This is a genomic window from Flavobacterium plantiphilum (assembly GCF_046000495.1).
In the GTDB taxonomy this organism is placed as follows: domain Bacteria; phylum Bacteroidota; class Bacteroidia; order Flavobacteriales; family Flavobacteriaceae; genus Flavobacterium; species Flavobacterium plantiphilum.
In genome coordinates this window covers 132,928-158,563 of the sequence record NZ_JBELQA010000001.1, presented here as the reverse complement: position 1 = coordinate 158,563, position 25,636 = coordinate 132,928, and the positions used below count along the sequence as shown (strand labels likewise).

Annotated in this window: 12 protein-coding genes and 1 pseudogene; 12 read left to right on the top strand and 1 reads right to left on the bottom strand. The window is 34.4% G+C overall.

All coding sequences use genetic code 11. From position 1 onward, the window contains the following. Position 1: 1 nt before the first annotated feature. Positions 2-795: pseudogene (locus ABS764_RS16270) on the bottom strand (IS982 family transposase). Between the two features lie 246 nt (positions 796-1,041). Between ABS764_RS16270 and ABS764_RS00610 the strand changes: the two are divergent. From ABS764_RS00610 to ABS764_RS00555, 12 genes are all read left to right on the top strand, one after another. Beyond that, complete coding sequence (locus ABS764_RS00610; protein ID WP_408078905.1) at positions 1,042-2,274, top strand: glycoside hydrolase family 88 protein; 1,233 nt, start codon at positions 1,042-1,044, stop codon at positions 2,272-2,274. Between the two features lie 6 nt (positions 2,275-2,280). Then, entirely contained in the window at positions 2,281-4,263 is a 1,983-nt protein-coding gene (hepC, locus tag ABS764_RS00605) for a heparin-sulfate lyase HepC (protein ID WP_408078903.1), read from the top strand. A gap of 212 nt (positions 4,264-4,475) precedes the next feature. Beyond that, the gene (locus ABS764_RS00600) at positions 4,476-8,963 is read left to right on the top strand and encodes a chondroitinase family polysaccharide lyase (protein ID WP_408078901.1); all 4,488 of its coding nucleotides are present in this window, start codon (positions 4,476-4,478) and stop codon (positions 8,961-8,963) included. An 87-nt stretch (positions 8,964-9,050) separates the two neighbouring features. After that, positions 9,051-11,024: a heparin-sulfate lyase HepC gene (gene hepC, locus ABS764_RS00595; protein WP_408078899.1), complete on the top strand. Its 1,974-nt coding sequence runs from the start codon at positions 9,051-9,053 to the stop codon at positions 11,022-11,024. 480 nt (positions 11,025-11,504) lie between these two features. Further along, positions 11,505-14,657: a SusC/RagA family TonB-linked outer membrane protein gene (locus tag ABS764_RS00590; RefSeq protein WP_408078897.1), complete on the top strand. Its 3,153-nt coding sequence runs from the start codon at positions 11,505-11,507 to the stop codon at positions 14,655-14,657. Positions 14,658-14,673: 16 nt separating this feature from the next. Further along, on the top strand, positions 14,674-16,560 hold the full coding sequence (locus ABS764_RS00585) for a RagB/SusD family nutrient uptake outer membrane protein (RefSeq protein WP_408078895.1): 1,887 nt from the start codon (positions 14,674-14,676) through the stop codon (positions 16,558-16,560). A 10-nt stretch (positions 16,561-16,570) separates the two neighbouring features. Further along, entirely contained in the window at positions 16,571-18,019 is a 1,449-nt protein-coding gene (locus ABS764_RS00580; RefSeq protein WP_408078893.1) for an alpha-L-fucosidase, read from the top strand. A 39-nt stretch (positions 18,020-18,058) separates the two neighbouring features. Next, positions 18,059-18,400: a hypothetical protein gene (locus ABS764_RS00575; RefSeq protein WP_408078891.1), complete on the top strand. Its 342-nt coding sequence runs from the start codon at positions 18,059-18,061 to the stop codon at positions 18,398-18,400. Positions 18,401-18,411: 11 nt separating this feature from the next. After that, entirely contained in the window at positions 18,412-20,925 is a 2,514-nt protein-coding gene (locus ABS764_RS00570) for a polysaccharide lyase family 8 super-sandwich domain-containing protein (RefSeq protein WP_408078889.1), read from the top strand. Positions 20,926-21,290: 365 nt separating this feature from the next. Further along, the gene (locus tag ABS764_RS00565) at positions 21,291-22,523 is read left to right on the top strand and encodes a glycoside hydrolase family 88 protein (protein ID WP_408078887.1); all 1,233 of its coding nucleotides are present in this window, start codon (positions 21,291-21,293) and stop codon (positions 22,521-22,523) included. A 71-nt stretch (positions 22,524-22,594) separates the two neighbouring features. Then, positions 22,595-23,908, top strand: coding sequence for a sulfatase-like hydrolase/transferase (locus ABS764_RS00560; RefSeq protein WP_408078885.1), 1,314 nt, complete (start codon positions 22,595-22,597; stop codon positions 23,906-23,908). A 315-nt stretch (positions 23,909-24,223) separates the two neighbouring features. After that, complete coding sequence (locus ABS764_RS00555; protein WP_408078883.1) at positions 24,224-25,606, top strand: sulfatase family protein; 1,383 nt, start codon at positions 24,224-24,226, stop codon at positions 25,604-25,606. Positions 25,607-25,636 lie beyond the last annotated feature (30 nt).

Genomic DNA, 25,636 nt, shown 5'->3' with positions numbered 1-25,636 from the left:
ACTATGTAATGTTAAAAATAAGAAACCCTTCCAATCTCACAGCGTGTATTGTTCTTGGGAAAAGTTTTTTAATGTCACTAATTTTGTTTCTACTCTTTTTCTCATTTTTAATTTTTCCGTTTTTTGCTCCAAAGTATCTATCCTTTTGGAATTCGATTTTCTTTGAATTTTCAATAAAATTCCTTTTCTCTCGAAAGCTTTATCTTCTAAGCTATAATCTAAATAAGCACTATCGCCATATATTGATGCTTCTGCTGGTAATTTATCAATCATCTTTCCTAATGCTTTTGCTTCAGCTGTTTTTCCTGGTGTAAAGTGAAATGCTATTGGAATACCTAATTTTGTTGTTACCAATTGTACTTTGACACCATAAAAATAATTCCGCATACTTGCCGTGTAACCTCTCCATTTTTTATCTTTAAGAATTTTACAATTTAAAATCCTCATATTATTTCATACCGCTATCGGAAAAGAATCAATTATGTATTGCATTTCGCAGCAAAAGTCTTTAAAATAAGAACTTACTATTTCAAATAATTCATAAAGAAGGTTCCCTATTTTATGAAGCCGTCTATTGAACCTACTTTTATCAAGCATATTAGGAATATATCCGTATTGCTTCATAAATTGAATTGCAGAAGAATGATTGCCATAGAAACTCGTTGAGGAAACTATAGCTATTACTATTGTTTCACTGTTACTTACTCGTCTTCTAAGATCTTCTTTGTGATCAATTCCTTGTAAAATATCATCGATTAAACAAAAAATTGAAATAATTTTGTCTTTTGTAAGCATCATACCTGTGAGTCTTTAGTTGTGGTAAACCAAATTTCTCACTTTTGATGCTTACTTTTTATTATTTCTAACTAGCAACTTGAATTAACCATTAAAATTATGCAACTAAGCTAAAATCAACCATCTTTTACTCCTAGTTAACCAATTTCAAAAGTTTTATGGTAGAATTTGAAATAGCGTTTTCTAACTCATATATAACTTCGCTTTATCAAAACATAGAAAATAAACAAACTATAAATGTAAAAGATGAAGATTACAAAAAAAACCTTTAGCTTATTTTTAGCTATCTCGGCCATTACTTTTAGCTCGTTTGCCCAACCCAATCAAAATAATGAATCATTTAAATGGTTTAAAAAAGCGACTGAAGTAATTAATTACCAATTAAACCAAGCCACACGAACATACATACCTGGTAAAAATCCGCGTTCGATAAATCCTGACGGAACAGTGAGACTGGCTGGTCTGACCGATTGGACTACTGGATTTTTCCCGGGAAGTCTGTGGTACGGTTACGAACTTACTGGTGACAAAAAATTAGCTCAGGAAGCTAAAAAATTCACACTTGCACTGGATTCCATCCGAAACATTAAAAACACACATGACTTGGGTTTTATGTTGTATTGCTCTTACGGAAACGGATACAGAATTACAAATGATAAAATCTATCTTCCTGCATTACGTGATGGAGCTCAAAATTTAGCCAATAGATTTAATCCAAAAGTTGGTGTAATAAAATCCTGGGATTTCTCGTGGTGGCATTATCCTGTTATTATTGACAACATGATGAATCTGGAGTACCTGTATTGGGCAGCTCAGGAATTTAATCATCCTGATTATGCCAATGCAGCCAATACACACGCATTGACTACAATGAAAAATCATTTTAGAAAAGATTATAGCTCCTACCATGTAGTTGATTATGATCCTGCAACTGGAAAAGTATTGCGTAAAGCAACACATCAAGGACTTACTGACGAATCGGCTTGGGCACGTGGGCAAGGATGGGGATTGTATGGATATACATTATGCTACAAAAACACTAAAAATCCAAAGTTTTTAAAACAAGCCGAAAATATTGCCAGCTTTATCATGAATCATCCGCGAATGCCAAAAGATAAAGTACCTGTTTGGGATTTTGATGTACACAATGCTATGGATACTGAGGAGCGTGCACCAAGAGACGCTTCGGCTGCTGCGGTTATCGCTTCTGCTTTATTGGACTTGAGCACTCAGGTAAAAGACGGACAAAAGTATGCTGATTATGCTGAAGAAATATTAAAATCATTATCATCAGATACTTATTTGGCTAAGCCGGGTGAGAACAGTTATTTTCTGTTAAAACACAGCGTAGGAGCTTTTCTTTACAATTCGGAGATTGATACCCCTTTAGATTATGCTGACTATTACTATTTAGAAGCATTAAATAGATATGCTGCAATCAAAAAGATTGATTCTTTTAAAAAACTTGCTAATCAATAATAAGATATGAATATTAAAAAAAACATATTGTTTTTTGCTATTATTCTATTTATTACTCAAAGCATTTTGGCTCAAGAGTCTAAAATCAATAAATCAAGTTTCGATTTTATCAATTTAAACCAAATGGGATTGGAAAAAGTAAAAAACTTGGTTGACTCTGCAAAATACAATGAAGCAGCAGCTGAATTATTACGATTTTATCGTAATCGTAGCAATGTGAGACATTTGGATTTTAATATCGATAATAAAGAAAAACTGGCTAGTAAAAAAGTAAATAAGAATACTTTAGCACTGGCTAATAATATTTTGTTACACAAATTTAAACCACACAAAGGTTATCCTACATACGATTATGGGAAAAATATCAACTGGCAATATCGTCCTGTAAAAGACCAATTGTTGACTACTTTTTTACACCGAACTGCTTTTTGGGAGCCTTTAGGCATTGTTTATCAAAGTACTGCCGATGAAAAATATGCTAAAGAATGGGTGTGCCAGGTGCGTGATTGGATTAAGAAAAACAAAAATGGAGCTTACCCTGATGACAAAGATTATGCATGGAAAGCTTTTGTGGTTTCTTTTAGACTAAATCATTGGTCGGCTTATTTTAATATGTTTCTTAATTCACCTCATTTCACTCCTGCATTTTTGATGGAGTTTTTGAGCTCTTACAACGAACAGGCCAATTATGTAATGAACAATTACACTGATATTGGGAACCATAGGTTGTATGAAGCACTTCACATGATGTACGCCGGTAGTTCATTTCCAAAAATGAAAGAAGCTACAGCTTGGCGTAAAAGTGGAATCGAAATTTTAAACGAGGAAATTAAAAAACAATTATTACCAGATGGTGTACAATTTGAATTGTCTCCATCATACCACATTGGAACTATTAAAATTTTTCTGGATGCCTTGCAAATCGCCCAATTAAACGATGCTGAAAAAGAGTTTCCCGAAAGTTACCGCAGCTTAGTTGAGAAAATGGTATTGGCTGTAAGCAATTATTCATTTCCTGATTATACTTTTCCCTTGCATGGCAATGCATTTTTGACCAATAAAGATTTGATGCTAAAAAACTATCAACTGTGGGCTAAGGTTTTTCCTGAAAATAAAGTAATCGAATATTTTGCTACAGATGGTGCGTCAGGTAAACAACCGGATTATCTTTCGGGATGTCTCCCTAATGCCGGTTTTTACGCTTTTAGAAACGGTTGGGATACAAAATCAACTGTAATGCAAATTAAAGCCGGACCTCCTGCTGAGTTTCACGCTCATCCAGATAATGGCAATTTTGTGCTTTGGGTAAAAGGCCGTGATTTTACACCCGATTCAGGAAGTTTTGTATATGCGAATGTAGGTAATCAAGAAAACTCAAAAAGAGACTGGTACCGCTCTACCAAAGCACACCAAACCTTAACTCTGGACAATAAAAACATTGTAAACAACGCACAATTGCAAAAATGGCAAACTGGATCTAATTTGGACATCCTTAGCTATACCAATCCTAGCTACGACGATTTAAGTCACCAACGTACATTTTTATTCATCGATAAAACCTTTTTTATAATTATTGACAGAGCGATTGGTACTGCCAAAGGCAATTTGGGCATTCATTACAATTTAAAAGAAGATAGTAAGGCTACAGCCAATGCTAATAACAACAGCATTAACACCAACTATTCCGATGGAAATAATCTTTTGATACAAGTACTAAATAAAGACAAAGTGAGTGTCAAAGCAGAATCGAGTTTTGTTTCTTATCAATATCAAAAAGAAACAGTCCGCCCTTCATTTGTTTTCGAAAAAGCTAAAAACGACAGCAAAATACAAGGATTTATTTCGATAGTATATCCTTACAATGGCAGCCTGCCTCCTGTCATAAAAATTTCAGAAAACAAAGTTAATGATATTGCAAATGGTAAAATAGATATCATTTTGAACATCAATGGAAAAATCACTACTGTAAAACAAGATCTCAATTTTTAATTATAATTTGAATTTAATGAATTAAAAAAATATCAACCTAATAACTCAACCAAAAAAGGTAATATCCTGATTTTTTATAAATGATTAAACAGCATTTAAAGAAAAACACCCTTGAAATGTGTTCAGGATAATAACGGGTTAATTGCGAAGAATAAACATAAAAAACAATTCTAATAATTACTCCTTATTAAAAACCCTAAAACCAAAAAATCATGAAAAAAAGTTTACTTGCTTTACTCTGTGTATTTGCTTTATTAGAAGTAAAAGCACAAAATTCTACCTGGATGTATGACTTCGGCACTACTACAGCAGCTCCCTATACATCCACCACATACAACACCAGTTATTTACCCGCTCCAACGACAGAAGGTGGCAATGCTGGTGTAAGAGCTTCTTCTTCTACAGAAGGAAAAATTGAACTAACAACAACTGGTCTAGCTGGCGGTAGTGGAGCCGAACTTAAAATGACTGGAGGTGCCACAACATCAGGTGCAAAATTTGGTCTTGCTCCTTTTTCAGGCACAACCTTAGCCTCTTTTGAATGTAAAATTAATATTAGCTCAGGAACTAATGGTAGATTCTTATTGTATTTTGGGAATGGTGGTAATTTCACAAGTGGTGGCGGAATCAATGTTGGTCAAACATTTGCTGCTCTTAGATTTACACCTGCCTCTACTGGTGTGAATCTTGACTGGCTAATCAATTCAGGTGGTGTTACATATACAACCACTGGTCTTGCAAAGACTACAATTAATAAAAACCAGGTTTACAAGCTGAAGTTTTTTATGAACAATAGCAGTACCAATATCTCTTATACTAACAATGGCGGACTTTATCATCTGCCTGCAGGTACTTTTGATATATGGTTGGACGGTAATAAACTTTTAATCAATGCAGACCCGGGCTCTGGTACACTACCCCAAGGAACAATTATTAACGGGATGAATTTACTGAATGTTGGAGCTGGTTCATCTACGCCTACCCTTTACGTGGATGACATTATTTACAGCAACTTTTTAGAAGAAGGGAATACCAATCCTGCGGCAATCAATAGTCTTAGTACCAAATACCGCAACTGGCTTACTGGCGAAAATGCAGATTATTCAAAAAGTCAGGTTATGGAACGTTATAACCGTTTCCTTTCCTCCGGACTTGCTGCAATGGATTTATCTTCATATGATTTTATCAATCCTGGCTCTGTTTGGGATTTCACAAACAGTGCTGACCAAAGTGATTATGCTGCATTAGTGGAACAAAAGCTTATTCGATTGGTTTTTTTATACCAAATAAAAGGACCTGTTGCTAGCCCAAATCCTAATTACCATCACCCGGCACTTAAAGAAACCATACTTACTATCTTTAACTACCTGAAGGCAAAAGGTGTAACTCCAAATGCAAATTTTGCATACGAAGAGCATTCTTCCAGCGAAATGGTAGCCACTAGTGCTAATGGTATTGCATTGCGTTCTTCCGCTTATGCTACTTCTCTTTTTCTAATGAAAGAAGAGCTCGTAAATACAGGAGAATTTGCTAATCATTTGGGAGCATTAAACGGACTTACCTTTTTTATCTCTCCTGAATATCCTTATTTTAATTTTACGTATCCTGGCTATAATGCCGATGTAGTACGAGCATCCGTCCAACAGCGATTATGTTATGTACTTGCTCAGGACCAAACGAGTAGCAACAGAGCTGCTAATATGGATTTCTTAAAACGCTTTATTAATAATGCAATGCAGATAAGTAATGGATGGGCTGAATTCATAAAACCCGATTTTATCACCTTTCATCATCAGGGAGCTTATTCGAATTCGTATGGAGTAGATGCTCTTCATCAGGCATCCATCCTCAACCTAATACTTAAAAACACGGAATTTGAGCTCAATTCTACAGCTCAAAATAACATTAAAAATGCAGTAATGGCTTACCGCAAATTTTGTAATGACTTTGAAATGCCCACTGCACTGGCCGGAAGGTTTCCTGCTAATACTGATGTTTTTAATGACCTTAGACCAGCCTTAGCCTATTTATACCAAGCTGACCCGATTGCTAATGCTGATGCTGGTCAGGAATTCATTCGCCTGTGGGATCTTTTGCCTTCTGCAAACATTCCTTTGCAAAGAGCGAATACCGTTAGTATTAATATGGTAAATACTCTGGGTGGTATCCAGGATATGGCTCAGGTTCTTAACACTAATCTTACACCAGCTGTAAAACTTCAACAAGGACACTTCACGTTTCCATATGCCGGATTAAACATACACAAGTATAATGGTTGGCAAGTGAGTATAAAAGGTACCAGCAAACATATTTGGCATTTTGAAAATGGAAGTAGTGAAAACATTTATGGTCGTTACTTTTCTGCAGGAACTATGGAAATATTAGCACTCGGTAACCCCATAAATAGACAGGCAAATGGTCTTACTGAAACCGGTTGGGATTGGTCACATTTAGCAGGTACTACAGTGGCCTATCTTCCATTAGCTTCACTTCCTGCCAAAATGAGATTGTATAACGGTAAACAATTCCTTGCGCATGCTTCTTTGGGTAATAATGGTGTGTTTTCTATGGATTACAGAGATGCAAATGCAACAACTGACATGTCAGCAGTAAAAACTAATTTCTTTTTTGGAGATAAAATACTCTGTCTTGGTTCGAATATCAAAGACGTAAACGGAAATAATCCTATCCATACCACTTTATTTCAAACTGCTTTAGCGAGTTCTTCCACTCCAACGTATGTAAATGGAAATACAATAACCGGAACATCCTATAACTTTACACAAACAGGAGGTTCTGCCTGGGCAACTGATGCAGTTGGCAATGGATACGTTGTAGTAGACACCAGTTCAACAAATAATAACATTATAACTATCCAAAGAGCAGTACAAACCTCTATGAATAATAGAGGTTTAGTATCAGGCACTGGTAATTTTACTACTGCTTATATTGACCATGGTGCATCACCGGATTCAGCTGCCTACCGTTATGCTATTGTGTTGCAAGGTGGATCAATGGGAACGCAAGAACTTGCTACAAATTTTTCTAATTATTTCAATATAATAGAACAAGATAGTTTAGCTCATGTGGCTAAATATGTCCCTGATTCTATTTATGCCTATGCCATTTTTAACGCTACAAAAACATTCAACGCTGATGTAGTTAAAAGCGTAGACAAACCTGCAGTTGTGATGACAAAAAAAACTGAATCAGGAAATAAATTAAAAATTAGCCTTACTAATCCACTTAACTTACTTTCTTCCAATGAAAACTACACCTACAATCAAATTACTAATGATCCAACTGTTTTTCACAGAACTTCACCAATAGATATTGTAACACTGACGCTTGATGGTAAATGGTTTTTGGAATCACCAACATCTAATATCACATCAACTATTGACGGTAATGTCACAAAAGTTTTTTTTAGTACTTCTGATGGAGCAACATTAGAAACTACATTAGTAAAAGCATCTCTAACTTTTAAAAGTACATCAAACGTTACTAAAACAACAAATCCCGGCGTTTGCACTTATACTGCCCATGGAAATGAATTTGATATTGATGTTACAGGAAATTGTGGAAACAGCTCAATTAGTTATACGCTAAGTGGTGCTACGGTAGGCTCTGGAAATCACTCGATAGAAAATGTAGTTTTTAATACCGGAATTACTACCGTTAGTTGGACTGCAACTGATTTATGCAGCACTGTAACTAACAGTTTCAACGTTACTGTTACGGATGCAGAAGCTTCGATTATAAATGCTATTGAATCAGTTTCTTTATGTTATAATACAAATGGTAATTACAATATACCTACCGCAACTGCAACTGATAATTGCAATATAAATACAATTACTTATCAAATAACTGGTGCTACGGTAAGAAATGGAAATGATCTTGATGCAAGCGGAACTTTCAATGTGGGGATCTCAACAATAATATGGACAGTAACCGACAATGCTGGAAATACTAATACGACAACAACAAATGTTACAATTAATAGTGAAATAACCGGAACTATTGCCGATGTTTATGCCGTTAATCCAGGAGGTACAGCTAACACTATTTATTTAGGTTATGGTCCTTCTTCATTGACACTGACTGCAACTCCTGTAAACGGAACAGCACCTTACAATTTTTCTTGGAGCAATGGTGATACTTCTGCTACTACAACAGTAAGTCCATCAACTGCTGGTACACATGATTATACACTAACTATTACTGATGCACTAGGTTGTTCCTTTACGGTAATCAAACAAATAACGGTAATTGATATTCTTTGTTCAGACGGAAAAGTAAAAATTTGTCACAGTAACTCTAATCATGATAAGAGCCTTTGTATTTCTGCAAATGGAGTTTCTGCTCATTTAGCTCATGGCTGTTACTTAGGAAGTTGTGTTGGTAAGATACTATCGACCAACAAGGATATTATTGTAAGTACAGAACAACAAGTAAACAATTTTAAAGTAGCATTTTCTCCTAATCCAACAAAATCCGAATTTCAATTATGTATAACAGCTGTTTCAACCGAAACTGTTTCTATTAATATATTTGATATCACAGGAAGAAAAATAAAATCTTTAAACGCAAAATCCGGTCAGATAATAACCTTAGGAAACGAGTTTTATCCAGGAATCTACCTTGCAGAAATAACTCAGGGAATGAATAAGCAAACAGTTAAATTATTAAAACAGTAAATTAGATTTTCTGTAATTTCACAAAACAAATTTATAAATTCTTGAAATTTCAAAAAGAATTGCAATTAATACTTAATAAATAAAACAATGAAAATTAAAAACTTTATATCCCTTTTCTTTATTTTAATTTCTGCTGTACTTGCACAGGCTCAGGAAACGAAAATTACCAAAGAAAGTTTTGATAATATAAATCTGAATTACCCTGCTCTTAAAAAAGTAAAAACGCTTTTTAATGAAGCTAAGTATGAAGATGCAGCCAAAGAACTGTTGAGCTATTTTAGAAACCGTAAAAATGTAAAACATCCGGAGTTTAATATCGGTGATGAAAATCGATTTAGAGGAAAAGACATTGGCAAAGCTAATCAGCTAAAAGCTGATAATGCTTTAGAACATAAATTTCAACCTCAGAAAGGATATGGTTATTATGATTATGGTAAAGACATTAACTGGGAGTTTTGGCCAGTAAAAGACAATGAAGTGCGCTGGCAATTACACCGCATTACATGGTGGCAACCTATGGGAATGGCTTACCGCAGCAGTGGTGATGAAAAATATGCCAAAGAATGGATTTTTCAATTTAGAGATTGGGCAAAAAAAAATGCTTTAGGTCTATCCAAAGAAAATGACCAATATGCCTGGCGACCGCTGGAGGTTTCTGAAAGAATACAGAGTTTACCCGGTACTTTTAATTTATTTATAAACTCACCAAACTTTACAGCTGCTTTTCTATTGGAGTTTTTAAATCTTTACAAAAAACAAGCCGATTATATTCCTGCAAATTATAGTGAAGAAGGAAACCATTTATTATTTGAAGCACAACGAGTTTTAAGTGCAGGAAGCTTTTTTCCGGAACTTAAAAATGCCGAATCTTGGCGTAAAAGCGGAATAAAAGTACTTAATGACGAAATCGTTAAACAGGTGTATCCTGATGGTATTCAATGGGAACTATCTCCAGCTTATCAGGTTGCTACTATAGATATTTTTCTGAGAGGATATGATGCTGCAAAAATGTCTGATTTAACAAATGAATTTCCTGCAAGCTACATCAAAACCATTGAAAAAATGGTAGAAGCAACGGCAAAAATTTCATTTCCTGATTATAACAACCCAATGTTTGGCGATGCATGGCTCGTAAAAAAAGACGAACGAATCAAGCGTTTTCAAAACTGGTCAAAAGTATTTCCAAACAACCAACTTATCAAATACTTCGCCACCGAAGGCAAAGAAGGTCAATTGCCAAATTATTTATCAAGCGCTCTAATTCCTTCTGGGTTTTATACTTTCAGAAACGGATGGAATGACCAATCGACAGTAATGGTTCTAAAAGCCAGTCCTCCTGGAAAATTTCATGCGCAGCCAGATAACGGTACATTTGAACTTTGGGTTAAAGGAAGAAATTTCACTCCTGATGCAGGTGCATATGTGTACAGTGGAGATTCATTAATCACTAAAATGAGAAATTGGTACCGCCAGACAAAGGTCCACTCCACCCTTACCCTGAATAATCAAAATATGTCGATCACTAATGCCCTACAAAATAAATGGGAAACTGGTGAAAATTTAGATATTTTAATCTATACTAATCCAAGTTACACAGACTTAAATCATCAACGTAGTGTTCTTTTCATTGATAAAAAATATTTTCTAATTATCGACAGAGCCATTGGAAAAGCCACGGGAAATTTAGGCATTCACTTTCAATTAAAAGAAGACAGCAATCCTGTTTTTGATAAATATAAAAACAGAATTTATACCACTTATGCTGATGGTAACAACCTTTTGATACAATCACTCAACACCGATAAAGTATCACTTAACGAAGAAGAAGGGAAAGTATCTTATACCTACCAAAAAGAATTGAAAAGACCTGCTTTTGTCTTTGAAAAACAAAAAGACAATGAAAAAACAGAAGATTTTATAAGTATTATTTATCCGTATGATGGCACTAAAGTTCCTGTAATTGGAATAAAAGAAAATAAAGGGAATGATTTTGAAAAAGGAGAAATCAATTTGACTTTAATCGTTGATGGTAAAAAAACCAATTTAAAAACAAAAATATAATACCAAAAACCATGATTATTATTTTTTTAAAGTTTATCTCAAATAAATCATTTCTAAAATCCTACCCCAAATTTATTAGATTCAATAAAACTCTGTATTTACTGATTTTTTGATTGATATTTAAGAAATAAAAAACAGTATTCAACAAATTCAATAGTATTTTAGACATTTTCAAAACCATACTTTATACATGATTTCTAACTTTACAAATGTTAATTAACAGGATTGAAATAAAAATCAAGGAATAAATAATCAATCTATTTTATAAAAAACCATTATAACTAAACAAAACCTAAAACCACTCTTTATGAAGAAATTAATTTCAGAGTATTTATAATATTCTACAAAAAATAATATGATATCTTTTTTAAAATTTAACTCGAGAAAAGAAAAAAAAACAGATGTCAAAACTATCATTTTAACTAAATCATTACCAATTAGGAAAAAGGTCTAACCCTTTTCCGTTTTAATAATAAAATTATGAAAAGGACTATATTTTTATTTTTGTTGCTTACAACCTGCGGTCTTCTCTACTCTCAAGATAACATAACTGTAAATGGTATGGTAAGTGATAACCAAAATTTACCAATGCCGGGTGCTACAGTTTTAGAGAAAGGAACTCAAAACAGTACGATAACTTCCATAGATGGTTTCTATCAAATTAAAGTAAAACCTAATGCAACATTAGTATTCTCGTTTATAGGTACAAAAACTATCGAAGAAAAGCTAAATGGCCGAACCACCATAAACGCCAAATTATCAGATGAAGCTAACAGTCTTAATGAAGTAGTAGTAATTGGTTATGGGACTAAATCCAGAAAAGATCTTACTGGCGCTATTTCATCTGTTAAAGGAGAAGAATTAGCTAAAGTACCGGTACAAAACGTGGCTCAGGCACTACAAGGACGTATTGCTGGTATGCAGGTCAATATGACTGACGGAACACCTGGTTCTGAACCTTCTATAAAAATACGTGGAGGAATGTCTATAACTCAAAGTAACGAACCTCTATATGTTATTGATGGAGTACCTCAAACAGACGGAGTAGGATTTTTAGATCCTATGGATATTGAAACAGTTGACGTATTAAAAGATGCTTCTGCAACCTCTATTTATGGAGCTCAGGGAGCTAACGGAGTTATCTTAATTACTACCAAACAAATAAAATCTGGAAAAGTAAGAGTTAATTATGATGCTTATGCAGGTGTAAAACAGGTTACTTCTAATATTCCGGTAATGGATCCTTACCAGTATGTACTATTGCAATATGAAAATGCACTTGATGGTACAAAAATGCCCAGCTTTATAAATAATTACGGAAACTTTGATGAATTAGAATCTCTATATGGCAATCGCCCCGGTAAAAATTGGCAAAAAGAAGTTTTTGGTAAACCCGTAGTAAGCCAATATCACAAATTAAGTATTAGTGGTGGTGAAGACAATACTAAATTCAATCTTTTTTATTCTGTAAATGATGACGAAGGTATTATGCTTGGTAGTGGCTCCAGAAAAGATATTGCTAAACTTGTCGTTAACCATAATGTAAGCAAAAAGTTTTCAGTAAATGCTATTGTGAACTATTCCAAACAAAAAATAACCGGACTAGGGACAAATGAAGGAGGAAATGCCCGATTGAGTATGCTACAAAATATCTTGAAATATCGTCCTACCAATGGTCAATTAGGTGCTGACGATGATCTTACTGACCTGCCTCTGGATCCTCTTGATAATCCAAGTTCTCCTGTTTTTCAAAGTCCGTTAATTACCATTGAAAACCAAAAAAGAGAATCTGTTAGAAGAGCAATTAATGCAAGTGTACAGCTACAATACAATCTTAGTCCTAAATTAATATACAAAGGATTGGTAAGTTTTACTGATAATGCCATTTCCAGAAAGTATTTTAATGGAAATTTAGGAATACAAGCTATCAGAAGCGGTGGTCCAAATGGTGGAATTACCGATAACCTTGCAACACGTTTTAATTATAACAATACCATTACCTACAACAATACTTTTAATAAAAAGCATAAGTTTGATATTACAGCCGGTCAGGAATACATCTATAATTATTCAGAAGCTAATTCTGTTAGCGCTTCTGCTTTCCCTGAAGTTAATTCCGGATGGAATAAATTAGAATTAGGAACTATCCCGGGAATTCCTTCATCATCAGCTGAAGAAGATAAAATGATGTCCTTTTTTGCCAGAGCTAATTATTCATTTAATAATAAATATTTATTATCAGCAAGTATTAGAACGGATGGTTCTTCTAAATTTGGAACAGAAAACAGATGGGGTTATTTTCCAGCAGTATCTGCAGCATGGAGAGTTATTAATGAAGGCTTCATGAAAAATGCAACTGCCTTTTCTGATTTGAAACTTCGTTTAAGTTACGGTCAGGCAGGAAATAATAGAATTGCAAATTATGCCGCATTAGGTGTTTTCAACACAGGATCATATCCTCTAAACAATCAAGTAGTTATCTCTGCTTTCCAAAATAACCTGCCAAACCCTACTTTGAAGTGGGAAGCTACTCAATCCACTAATATTGGTTTGGATTTAGGATTTTTTAATCAAAGAATTGCTCTTACAACAGAATGGTATGACAATCGTTCTAAAGATTTACTTTTTAATACACGTATTCCGGCTAATTCCGGTTTTCAAAGACAATTTCAAAACATTGGGTCAACTTCTAGTCAGGGTCTCGAATTTACTTTAAATACTGTAAATATTAAAAAAACTAATTTTAGCTGGAACACCAGTTTTAATATTGCATTCAATAAAACTAAAGTGCTTAGCTTAAGTAATGGCGAAACTTCATTAATAACCAATAGTTATACTTCTTCAAACGACTATATATTACAAGTTGGAAAACCTGTAGGTCTAATGTATGGATATATTAATGATGGCTTATATCAAGTTAATGATTTTGATTATAATACTACAAATGGAACTTATACTTTAAAACCAGATGTTGTTAGTGATAATATAGTAGTACAACCTGGATTTATCAAATTTAAAGATATTAGTGGTCCCGATGGGGTCCCAGATGGGGTAATTAACGACTCAGACAGAACAATAATAGGTAATGCTAACCCAAAATTTACTGGTGGTATAAACAACACTTTTAGTTATAAAGGATTAGATTTAAGTGTATTCCTGGACTTTACAGTAGGTAACGATATTTATAATGCCAACGTATTGAACAGTTCCAGATTGGATCTGGAAAACCAAAACACATTAGCAAGATTTGCTGACAGATGGACAACAATTAATGCTGCCGGACAAAGAGTAACTGATCCTGTTGAACTGGCTGCACTAAACGAAGGAAAAACAAATCCTGTGTATAACGGAAATCCTACCGGGCGTTTGTATAGTGATATTATTGAAGATGGTTCATTCTTACGAATCAATAATGTAAGTTTAGGATACACTTTCCCTAAAAAATGGCTAAGCAATACCAAAATTGCTAACATGAGATTTTATTTAACGCTTTATAATCTACATGTATTTACTAAATATTCTGGTTATGATCCTGAAGTGAGTGTCTTAAATAATGCCTTAACACCTGGTGTTGATTTTAGTGCTTATCCAAGATCAAAATCATTTATTACAGGTTTAAATATTTCACTATAATTTAAAATTAAAGAAAATGAAAAACAATATATTTTCCCTAAAAGTATTAATGGTAGCTGGTATAGCTTCTCTTATACTGCCTCTTAACTCCTGTGATAACCAATTAGATGTAACGCCCTACTCTTACTTTACATCGGCTAATTTTTTCTCTAATGAAAATGAAGCTTACATGGCAACTCTAGGCGTTTATGAAATAATGTCTTCCTTAGACACTTATGGCTGGAATATTCCAATGATTTTTGATGCTGATACAGATATTCTTCAAAATAGTGGTTCAAGTACAGTAGACTGGCGAACAATTGCTCACTATCAAGGAATTTCTCAAACCAATACTTTTTTCGATGTATGGAGCCAGTTATACATTGGGATTGACAGAGCCAATGTAGTGATTGAAAAAATACCTCAAATGGAGTTATATAAAAATGGAAACCAGAACCAAAAAGATCAATTAAACAGAATGCTAGGCGAAGCCAAATTTTTACGTGGTTTTTACTATTCTGAGTTAGTTCGCTTGTGGGGAGACGTCCCTTTTAAAACTAAAAGTTCACAAACAGGAGATAATTTTAAAGCTGGTCTTGTAGATCGCTATGAAATATACGCTCAAATCATAAAAGATATGCAGGAAGCGGCAATGGTTTTACCTGAAGAATTACCCGTTGATGAACGCATCAATAAATGGGGTGCCAAAGCAATGCTTGCCAGAGTTGCCTTATTTGCGGGAGGATATTCCCTGAGAGCAGACGGAACAATACAACGTCCTGATAATTACAGAGAATATTACGTATTGGCACAACAAGAAATAAATGATATTATGAATGCCAATCCTTTTAAATTAAACCCATCCTACTCAAAAGTTTTTAAAAACCAATGCCAGCACGTGCTAGAACCTACAGAAAATATTTTCCAGGTAGCTTTTTACAATCCTGCAGGAAGCCAAGGAAATGCCTCATGGATCGGTTATTTTAATGGACCTCTTACTACAAATGGTTTGTATGCCGGTACTATAGGCCGATCATTAGTCCCAAAACCTTTTCATAGCAGTTTCAACTCAGCCGATCAACGAAGAGATTTTTCGATAGCTACTTATACGATTAATAATCTTGGAAATAAAATCCCTCTTCTTTCAGGTAGACAAGATGAAAGTTGGACCGTGGCTAAATGGAGCCGGGAATATCAAACTAATTCTACTTTAGAAAGAAGTTATACTCATATCAATTGGGTAATCATGCGTTACTCTGATCTTTTGTTAATGCGTGCCGAAGTAGAAAATGAGTTAAACGATGGCCCTAACACTATTGCTTATGATGCCATTAATCAGGTAAGAAGAAGAGGTTTTGGTATGGATATTCCCGGAAGTCGTATCAACGTTACTTTAGGAAGTCAAGGCACAGGATATTCATCCGCAGCTACTGTGGTAATTAATATCTCTGGCGGAGGTGGTAGCGATGCAGCTGCAGCTGCAGTAACAATGGCCAGCGGAGGTCGCATTGGTACTATTGCTATGTTGCGTTCGGGAGATGGTTATACTTCTGCTCCTACAGTTACTATTAGCAGTACTGATGGAAAAGGTTCCGGTGCAACAGCAACAGCAACACTTCTGACCAAACCAACAGCTTCCCAAATTAATCTTTCGGGATTAAATAAGGCTAATTTCCTAAAAGCTATCCAACAAGAAAGAGCTTGGGAACTTTCTGGCGAAGGAATGCGCAGAGCCGATTTAATTCGTTGGGGAATTTTAGCCGATAAAATCACAGAAACAAATACAGCTGTAAAACAAATTCGTTCTAACTATTTCTATCCTTCATTTGGCAATTTTGTAAGTGGAAAGCACGAATTATATCCTTTCCCTCAAAATGAAAGAGATGTTAATAGCAGTATCACTCGTCAAAATCCTAATTATTAAATTTAAAAAAATGACATTAAAAAAATATTTCATATCTCTTTTACTAATTATTCCTTTGCTAGGCAGTGCTCAAGAAGATATTTACGATCCTTCTAAAGAATACGAATATCCAACTGACCCACTGGTAAAAGACAAACTGGATAAATGGCAGGATCTAAAATTTGGCGTACTTCTTCATTGGGGCGTATATACCCAAGCCGGTATACCAGAATCATGGGTGATATGTGGTGAACCCTGGCCGAAACGCGATACTACATTAAATTACGAAGAGTACAAAAAATGGTATTGGAACCTCGCTAAGCAATTTAATCCAACTAAATTCAACCCTGAAAAATGGGCTGAAATTTCGAAAAATGGAGGAATGAAATATGTAGTTTTCACCACAAAACATCATGATGGTTTTAATATGTTTGATACCAAGCAGAGCGACTATAAAATCACAAACGGTCCGTTTAAAAACAATCCTAAGGCCGATGTAACTAAATATATTTTTGATGCTTACCGCAAACAGGGAATGATGATTGGTGCTTATTTTTCTAAACCAGATTGGCATTCGCAAGATTTTTGGTGGGATCGTTTTCCTACTCCGAGTCGTAACATTAACTATGACATAGCTAAATATCCTGAGAAATGGCAAAAATTTAAAAATTTCACCTTCAATCAAATTGGCGAAATTTTAGGAAACTACGGGAATATTGATATTTTATGGTTGGATGGCGGATGGATTCGTCCTGCATTAAAAAGTGAATTAGCACGTACAGAATGGGGACTTGATAAAAGAGGTAGGTCTAACTATCCTAATTTTAACCAGGAAGTAGATATGCCACGTATCGCTAAAATGGCAAGGGAAAAACAACCTGGTATAATAATAGTTGACAGAACAGTACATGGTCCATACGAAAACTACCGTACACCAGAACAACAAATCCCAAAAGAACAAATGAGTACTCCTTGGGAAACCTGCATAACTCTTACTAAAGCCTGGAGCTATCGCAAACCGGAAGAAGAGAAGATAAAATCTTCAGCATGGGTAATTCATACACTAGCGGAAATTGTGGCAAAAGGCGGAAACATGCTTTTAAGTTGGGGGCCTACACCGGAAGGTGAATTTCCTAAGGGAATCGAGAAACCTTTGCAAGAAGTAGGCAATTGGCTTAAAGTAAATGGAGCTGCTATTTATAGTACTCGAATTACTCAAAATTATAATGATGGTAATACTTGGTTTACACAATCAAAAGATGGAAAAACTAAATATGCTATTGTTTGTATTAAAGAAGGAGAAGCTGTTCCTACTAGTGTACAATGGAAAGGAAATCAGCCTACAAAAAACGGCACAATTAAGCTTGTTTCAACGGCTAAGAACGTCAATTGGAAAAAAGAAGGTAACGGCGTAATTGTAGAAATCCCTAAAAATTTTGTGGGAATGAAAACAGAAGCTTTAGTCTTTGCTTTAAATTAAAAGAAAGCATATAACTTCAAAAATTAAAATATAAGAAACATGAAGAAAATTATAGTATTATTCAGTATGATTTTTATTACCACCATTAGCTTTGGCCAGAACAAACAGAAAAATATGCGAGAATTGAGAGATTCTATTTTTACAGTAATGAAATTGAGCGATGCTAACCGACAAAAAATGCATGATTTAATTGCCGAAACTGGAAAAGGCGGAAAAGCAATCAAAGAAGATGCTTCACTAACTGAAGAACAAAAAAAAGAAAAGAAAAAAGCTTTTAACAAAGAAATGAGAGCAAAACAGGAAACTATACTAACTCCAGAACAATATCAAATTTGGAAAGATTTCGCTATCGCTATGAGAAACAAAGAAAAAAAGCAGTAATTAGTATTTATATGAACCGTATTTTAAAAAAATCGTTGTTGATAGGATTTCTTTTTCTACTAAATGGAAGTGTTTTTGCACAGCTTACCGAGATTAACGCCCTTAAAACAAAATACGTCAACTGGATGTTGGGCGAAAATGCAGATTATACTAATCCCCAATTACTAACAAGGTATAAGCAGTTCCTTGTTAGTGGAAATTCGGCTACAACAAGAGATTTTAGTGATTATAATTTCGCCTCGCCAGGTACTCCTTGGGATTTTAAGAATTTTAAACACCAAGCTTTATTTACTAATCTGGGAGAGAAACATTTGGCAAGCATGGTTTTTTTATACCAAATAAAAGGACCAAAAAATAATCCGAATCCTGCCTATCATCGCAAAAGTCTTCGTGATAGTATTTTCATGATTTTCGATTATATAAAAGCGAAAGGTGTTAGTGGTAAATCAGATTTTAACTATGAAATTTCCGGTCAGGATGTTAGCGCAAGAGTCGCTTTGCGTACATCGGCCTACGCTACTTCTATTTTATTGATGAAAGACGAATTAAAAGCAGTCGGCACATTCAAGCATCATATGGAGGCTTTAAACACTTTGACTGCTTATATTGCTCCTGATTTTGGTACGAAGATTGGAATACCGGGATATCCCACCAATCCTGGTATGAATTCTGATATGATCAGGGCAGGATCACAACAAAGACTATGCTATATTTTTGCACAAGAAGACAGCAGTAAAGATAAAGTCATAAATATGGAATTCTTCAGGCGCTTTTATAATACCGCACTACAAATTAGCGGAGGCTGGCACGACTGTATTAAGCCTGATTTTATAACTTTTCATCATCGGGGTGTTTATGCTAATAGTTACGGTCTTAGCGCTCTGCTACAGGCAAGTGTTTTGAATATGATACTTAAATCTACCGTTTATGAACTGGACAAATTGGCACAAAGCAACCTTAAAAATGCCATCATGAACTATGCAAAATTTAGTACTGATTTTACAATGCCAAGAGGAATAACCGGACGATTTCCGAAGAATACTTCTTTTAGTGATTTATTACCTGCTTTTGCTAATTTATTTCAAGCTGATCCGATTGGTAATTTGGATGCAGGTCAGGAATTTAAAAGATTATGGAATCTGACATCTGAAGAAACTAAAACAGAACTGATAAAATCAAGTGGTGTAAGTTTGATTATGGTAAACGGTTTGGCCGGAATGCAAATCATGAATGATGTTTTGTCAAAAGTGAGCGAAGGGAAACCAATTATGGAAGGTCATTTTGGTTTTCCGTATGCAGGCTTAAGTGTCCATAAATACAAAGGCTACCAGGCTAGTGTAAAAGGCACAAGCAAAAACGTTTGGCATTATGAAAACAGTGATAAAAACAATCTTTATGGCCAATATTCATCTGCAGGAGCAATGGAATTACTCACACTTGGTGTTCCAAAAACTCCGGAAACGAACGGTTTAACTTTGGAAGGCTACGACTGGGCTCATGTAGCGGGTACAACCGTTGCAAATGTTCCTTTTACAGAAATGGCAAAAAGCGAGGCACGTGAATTTAATGGAAAAGCATTCTTAGCACACGCATCTTTAGATAATCAGGGTGTATTTGCTATCGATTATAAAGACTATAATCTGGATACGGAAATGACAGCTTTAAAATCGTATTTCTTTTTTAATGATAAAATATTATGCCTCGGTTCTGACATCAAGAATACAAACGGCACTCATCCTATTCACACAACGTTGTTCCAAACATCGTATGGTACAAACAATAAATCTATCGTTAACGGAAAAACAGAAACTGGTAACGATTATATTTTTGATCAAACCAGTGGTGGCGTTTGGGCTACCGATGCTAACGGAAATGGCTATGTGTTGCCTAAAGCTGTGGTGAATAACAACAATGTGGTAATTACAAGGGGCAAACAAACCTCGTTTAACGAAAACAGCAAAACTGCGACATCCACTGGTAATTTTACCAAGGCATACATTAACCACGGTGTGGCGCCAACATCTGCTACCTATCGCTATGCGGTATGGCTAAAAGGCGAGACAAACACCAAAGATTTAGCTGATAATTTTAGTAAATATTTTAACGTTATCCAACAGGATGAAAAAGCGCACGTAGCGCAATATGTGCCAGATAGTATATTTGGCTATGTAGTTTTCGATTCTTCTGCAAAATTTAATGCGGATGTAGTTAAAAACGTAGACAAACCATCAGTTATTATGACGCAAAAAATAACCGGGGGGAATTTGAAAATAAGTCTTACCAACCCAAATTTAGGTTTACTTAAAGAGGACGAAAATCCCGATTGGAATACCATCAGTAAAACTCCTTCCTTTTTATATAGAAAACCGGTTACGGAAGAAGTGAATTTAAATATTATAGGAAAATGGATTCTAAAAAAAGCTGTTACAGGTGTTACGACAACGGTTAACGGAACAGATACTAAAATTACTTTTAGCACCGTAAACGGTAAAACCATGCAAATCGAACTGGTTAAAGCCCACTAAAACGTTTCAACTAATCCAGTATCTTATTAAAAAGATAAAAACAGAAATTCTTTAGATCAACTTAATAAATGCAGAGCCGAAAAGCCCTGCATTTTTTTTACATAAAATCTACAATGGTCAAAATACCTGTAAATATTCATCATTTAAAATGGGTTTTAATCAAAATTGATAGTTTTTTAGCGAAAACCAAACTTAATAGACTGTCAGATGTCTTTATTTAGCATTACTAAATCTAAAGAACAAATAAAGACTTAAATAAATTTCATTTTAAACAAAAGTAAAAGCTTCTTAAATGTTGAGACTTATTTATAGCTTAAGAATCGTAAAAATGTATTTTAATTTTTAAAAAAAATCAGCATTACAATATGATACAATTTATAAAACAACAAAAAAAAGGATTAAATAAATTAACAAGCGGTATTATTTTACTATCAATTTTTAGTATTGGTGGCAATAATACATATGCTCAAAAATCATCAGAGTTAAGCGATAAAAAAATAGCTTTCATATTTGATTTAGAAAAAATTTATTCGAATAATATTTTAAAAAAAGTAAAAAAAACGGGCAAAATGCCTCGATCCAGCTCAAAAGGATATACAGCTATCAGTGATTGGACCAGTGGATTTTACCCTGGAAACTTATGGTTAACTTACGAATTTACAAAGGACAAAAATATCCTTAAAAAAGCCGAATATGCGACCGCATTGGTAGAAAGTAACAAATATTTTACTACCGACCATGATATAGGTTTTATGATTTATTGCAGTTATGGTAATGGATACCGATTAACTAAAAACGATAAGTATAAGCAAGTGATTATTGAAGCGGCAAAAACTGCTGTAACAAGATACAATCCAACAGTAAAATCTATCATGTCCTGGAATCCAGATTCAGGAAGAGATTGGAAATTTCCGGTAATTATTGATAATATGATTAATCTGGAATTATTGGTAAAAGCAACCGAATTTACAAATGACAGTACTTACTACAAAATAGCGGTTAATCATGCCAATACAACCATGAAAAACCAGTACCGGGCAGATTTTAGCTGTTCGCACGTGGTAGATTATGATCCTGAAACAGGAAAAATGCGTAAAAGAGACTGGAACAACGGAAATAGTGACGCAAATACTGCTGCCTGGAGTCGTGGACAAAGCTGGGGATTATATGGTTTTAGCTTTATGTATCAATATACTCATAAAAAAGAATATTTAGAACAGGCAGAAAATGTAGCAAGCTATATTTTGAACAACCCTAATATGCCAAAAGATATGGTTCCGTACTGGGATTACAATGCTCCACAAATACCAACAGTTAGAGATGCTTCTGCTGCAGCTATATTAGCTTCTGGTTTATTGCGTTTAGCGCCTTTATCACCTGAAAATGGTGAAAAATATTTTAAAGCTGCAGAACAGATTTTAAAAAGTTTATCTTCTGACACCTATCTTAATACGAGTAAAAAAGGAGATTACTTATTAAAGCATGCTACTGGAAATTTTTTAAGAAATTCTGAAATAGATGGTGGTTTAATTTATGCCGATTATTATTTTTTAGAAGCTTTACTTTCTTATCAACAAATGAAGAAAAAGTTTAATTAAACCAATTGTCAATCTGGAAATTGAGAAAAAACAAATTAACCTAATTAAAAATAATGATCATGTTTAAAAAAATGAATACCAACTTATTGGCTCTATTTCTTTTTTCTACAATATGCTTACAAGTGGTTGCACAAAAAAAACCAAATATAGTGATTGTACTTACAGATGATATGGGATATAGTGATCTTTCCTGTTATGGCAATCCACTAATTAATACACCTTTTATTGATGGTATGGCAAAAAAAGGAGTTTTGGCTACTAATTTTGTAACAACATCCCCTACTTGCTCCCCTTCCCGATCTTCTTTAATCACCGGTAGATATTGTACCAGAACCGATTTAGTATGGCCGGTCGGTCCAGGTGAAAAACCTTGTTTAAAAGATGAAGAGGTTACCATTGCCGAAATGTTAAAACCTGCTGGTTATAAAACGGCATGTATAGGGAAATGGCACATGGGCGATTATGGTACGGCATTGCCTAATAAGCAAGGTTTTGATGAGTTTTTTGGTATGATGTACAGCCATGATTACAGAACTCCTTATGTACAAACTGATACCATCATTAAAATTTTCAGAAACACTAAACCTGAGATTTATAAACCTGCAGACACCATATTGACTTCTATTTATACCAAAGAAAGTATTAAGTTTGTTAACGAATCTGCTAAACAAAAAAAGCCTTTTTTCCTTTATCTCACCTATAATATGCCACATCTGCCTGTGGGTTTAGCTGCCAAAAAAAATGGTTTACAATCCGCTGGTGGAGCGTTAGGAAATGTCATAGAAGAAATGGATGATGCACTTGCGAATCTTTGGAAAACATTAGAAAAAAACGGGCAGGCAGACAACACTATTTTTATTTTTACAAGTGACAACGGTCCTTGGCTAAATGCTCCACAAAGAATGTTTGAAGACGGAATCACACAACCGTACCACATTGGAACCGCTGGTATTTTTAAAGGTTCAAAAGGAATCTCTTACGAAGCCGGACATCGTGTTCCTTTTATTATTTATTATAAAGGACATACTCTTGTCAATGAAGTTATAAGAACTCCTCTTGCAAATATTGATATACTGCCTACCATTGCCGATTGGACACAAGTAAAATTACCTGCCTACACCATTGACGGAGAATCAGTAAAAAATATCTTAAGTATTAAAAATTATAATAAACAGCACCAGCCTATTTATTATGTCAATCGTGTATTAGAAGGAGTAAAGGATGGCGAATGGAAGTTAAGAAAAACTGTAAAGGATGGTAAAAATCTAAATGAAATGTACAATCTCTCAGAAGATCCTGCAGAAAGAGTAAACCTGTTTGACAATCCAGCCTACAAACAAAAACAAGAACAATTATTACTACTGTTCAATCAGTATCCGGGATGATTTTACTCGTTTGATTTCAGTCAAACTTAAAATCTGTAATTTACCTTCTCATATTCAAAGAAAAATAAAAAAGTTCTAATCTAACCAATAAACATGATTAAACCTTTTTATGAAAATTAAAGTAATGTACACAATAGCATAACTGTAAGAATAAAAATTCAAAAAACAACCTTAAATACAATATCAGTTAAAATAATCATTAGTAAATAAACACTTTAACTAAATTTAATACCATTTTGAACATATTTAAAACTGCTTTAAAGTATTCATAGCTAAATTCGTGTTGTACTTTAAAATTGTATAAATCAAAAGATTATGAAATTCAAAAAAAACATAGTTTTCTTTTACCTGTTGGGATTGATAAATTTTCCATTGGCAATTGTAGCACAAACAGCTGATCGCCCAAATATCCTTATCATCATGACCGATCAGCAAACTGCTGATGCAATGAGTATAGCAGGCAACAAAGATTTGCAAACACCAGCTATGGATAAGTTAGCGCAAAATGGTGTTCGCTTTACAAAAGCTTATTGTGCCCAACCGTTATGTAGCCCGTCTCGTACCGCTATTTTTAGTGGTAAAATGCCTTTTGAAACTGGTTTCGTAGGCAATATACCAGAGAGAGATGGTCTTTGGCCAGATGATTTATTGATGATGGGAAAAATTTTCCAAAATGGCGGTTATAAAACAGGCTATGTGGGTAAATGGCATTTGCCTGTCCCAGTTACTAAGAAAAGCCAACATGGTTTTGAATACATTGAGAACACAAACTTTTTAGATTATAATGATGCTGCCACACCTTCCTTTTGCGCACGCTTTATTAAAGAGAATAAAAGTAATCCATTTTTATTGGTAGCTTCATTCTTAAATCCACATGATATTTGCGAATGGGCACGGGATGAAGATTTAAAAATGGATGTTTTAGAAGATGCACCACCACCTCATCAATGCCCTCAGTTACCAGCCAACTGGGAAATTCCGGACAATGAACCAAAAATATTACGTGAACTTCAAAAAACCGTGGGCTTACGCACCTATCCATCGGTAAATTACACTCCGGAAAAATGGCGTCAATACCGCTGGGCTTATAACCGATTAGTAGAGAAAGTGGATGCTTATATCGAAATGGTTTTGGCTTCGCTAAAAAAATATGATATCGAAAAAAACACCATCATTATTTTCACAGCCGATCATGGCGATGGAAATGCGGGACATAGTTGGAACCAAAAACAGGTTTTGTATGAGGAAGCCACTAAAATTCCTTTTATCATTTCGAAAATAGGCCAATGGAAACCCCGAACTGATGACATGTTGGTTTGTAATGGTATCGATATTATTCCTACCATTTGTGGCTTTACCGGTGTAGAAAAACCTAATTATTTAAAAGGTATTGATATCAGTAAAAAAATAGAAAATCCTGGTTTAAAACTACGAGATACTTTAGTGATTGAAACTGATTTTGCTGATAACGAAGATCTATTAGGCATTAGTGGTAGAGCTGTAATAACAAAAGATTTTAAATACATTGTTTACAATAAAGGCGAAATAAAAGAACAGTTGTTTGATTTATCAAAAGATCCGGGAGAAATAACTAATCTGGCAGTAAATAAATCATACAAAAAACAACTCATTGTTATGCGTAACTATTTAAAAAAATGGTGTAAAGCTAATGACGATAAGTTTATTTTGAGTCTGTAATAATTATTTTTCAAGCTGTTGATAAACGGT

Bases quoted from the DNA above. Each gene is read 5' to 3' on its own strand.
- ABS764_RS00610 (WP_408078905.1), top strand. From the start codon at position 1,042: ATGAAGATTACAAAAAAAACCTTTAGCTTATTTTTAGCTATCTCGGCC.
- hepC (WP_408078903.1), top strand. From the start codon at position 2,281: ATGAATATTAAAAAAAACATATTGTTTTTTGCTATTATTCTATTTATT.
- ABS764_RS00600 (WP_408078901.1), top strand. From the start codon at position 4,476: ATGAAAAAAAGTTTACTTGCTTTACTCTGTGTATTTGCTTTATTAGAA.
- hepC (WP_408078899.1), top strand. From the start codon at position 9,051: ATGAAAATTAAAAACTTTATATCCCTTTTCTTTATTTTAATTTCTGCT.
- ABS764_RS00590 (WP_408078897.1), top strand. From the start codon at position 11,505: ATGAAAAGGACTATATTTTTATTTTTGTTGCTTACAACCTGCGGTCTT.
- ABS764_RS00585 (WP_408078895.1), top strand. From the start codon at position 14,674: ATGAAAAACAATATATTTTCCCTAAAAGTATTAATGGTAGCTGGTATA.
- ABS764_RS00580 (WP_408078893.1), top strand. From the start codon at position 16,571: ATGACATTAAAAAAATATTTCATATCTCTTTTACTAATTATTCCTTTG.
- ABS764_RS00575 (WP_408078891.1), top strand. From the start codon at position 18,059: ATGAAGAAAATTATAGTATTATTCAGTATGATTTTTATTACCACCATT.
- ABS764_RS00570 (WP_408078889.1), top strand. From the start codon at position 18,412: ATGAACCGTATTTTAAAAAAATCGTTGTTGATAGGATTTCTTTTTCTA.
- ABS764_RS00565 (WP_408078887.1), top strand. From the start codon at position 21,291: ATGATACAATTTATAAAACAACAAAAAAAAGGATTAAATAAATTAACA.
- ABS764_RS00560 (WP_408078885.1), top strand. From the start codon at position 22,595: ATGAATACCAACTTATTGGCTCTATTTCTTTTTTCTACAATATGCTTA.
- ABS764_RS00555 (WP_408078883.1), top strand. From the start codon at position 24,224: ATGAAATTCAAAAAAAACATAGTTTTCTTTTACCTGTTGGGATTGATA.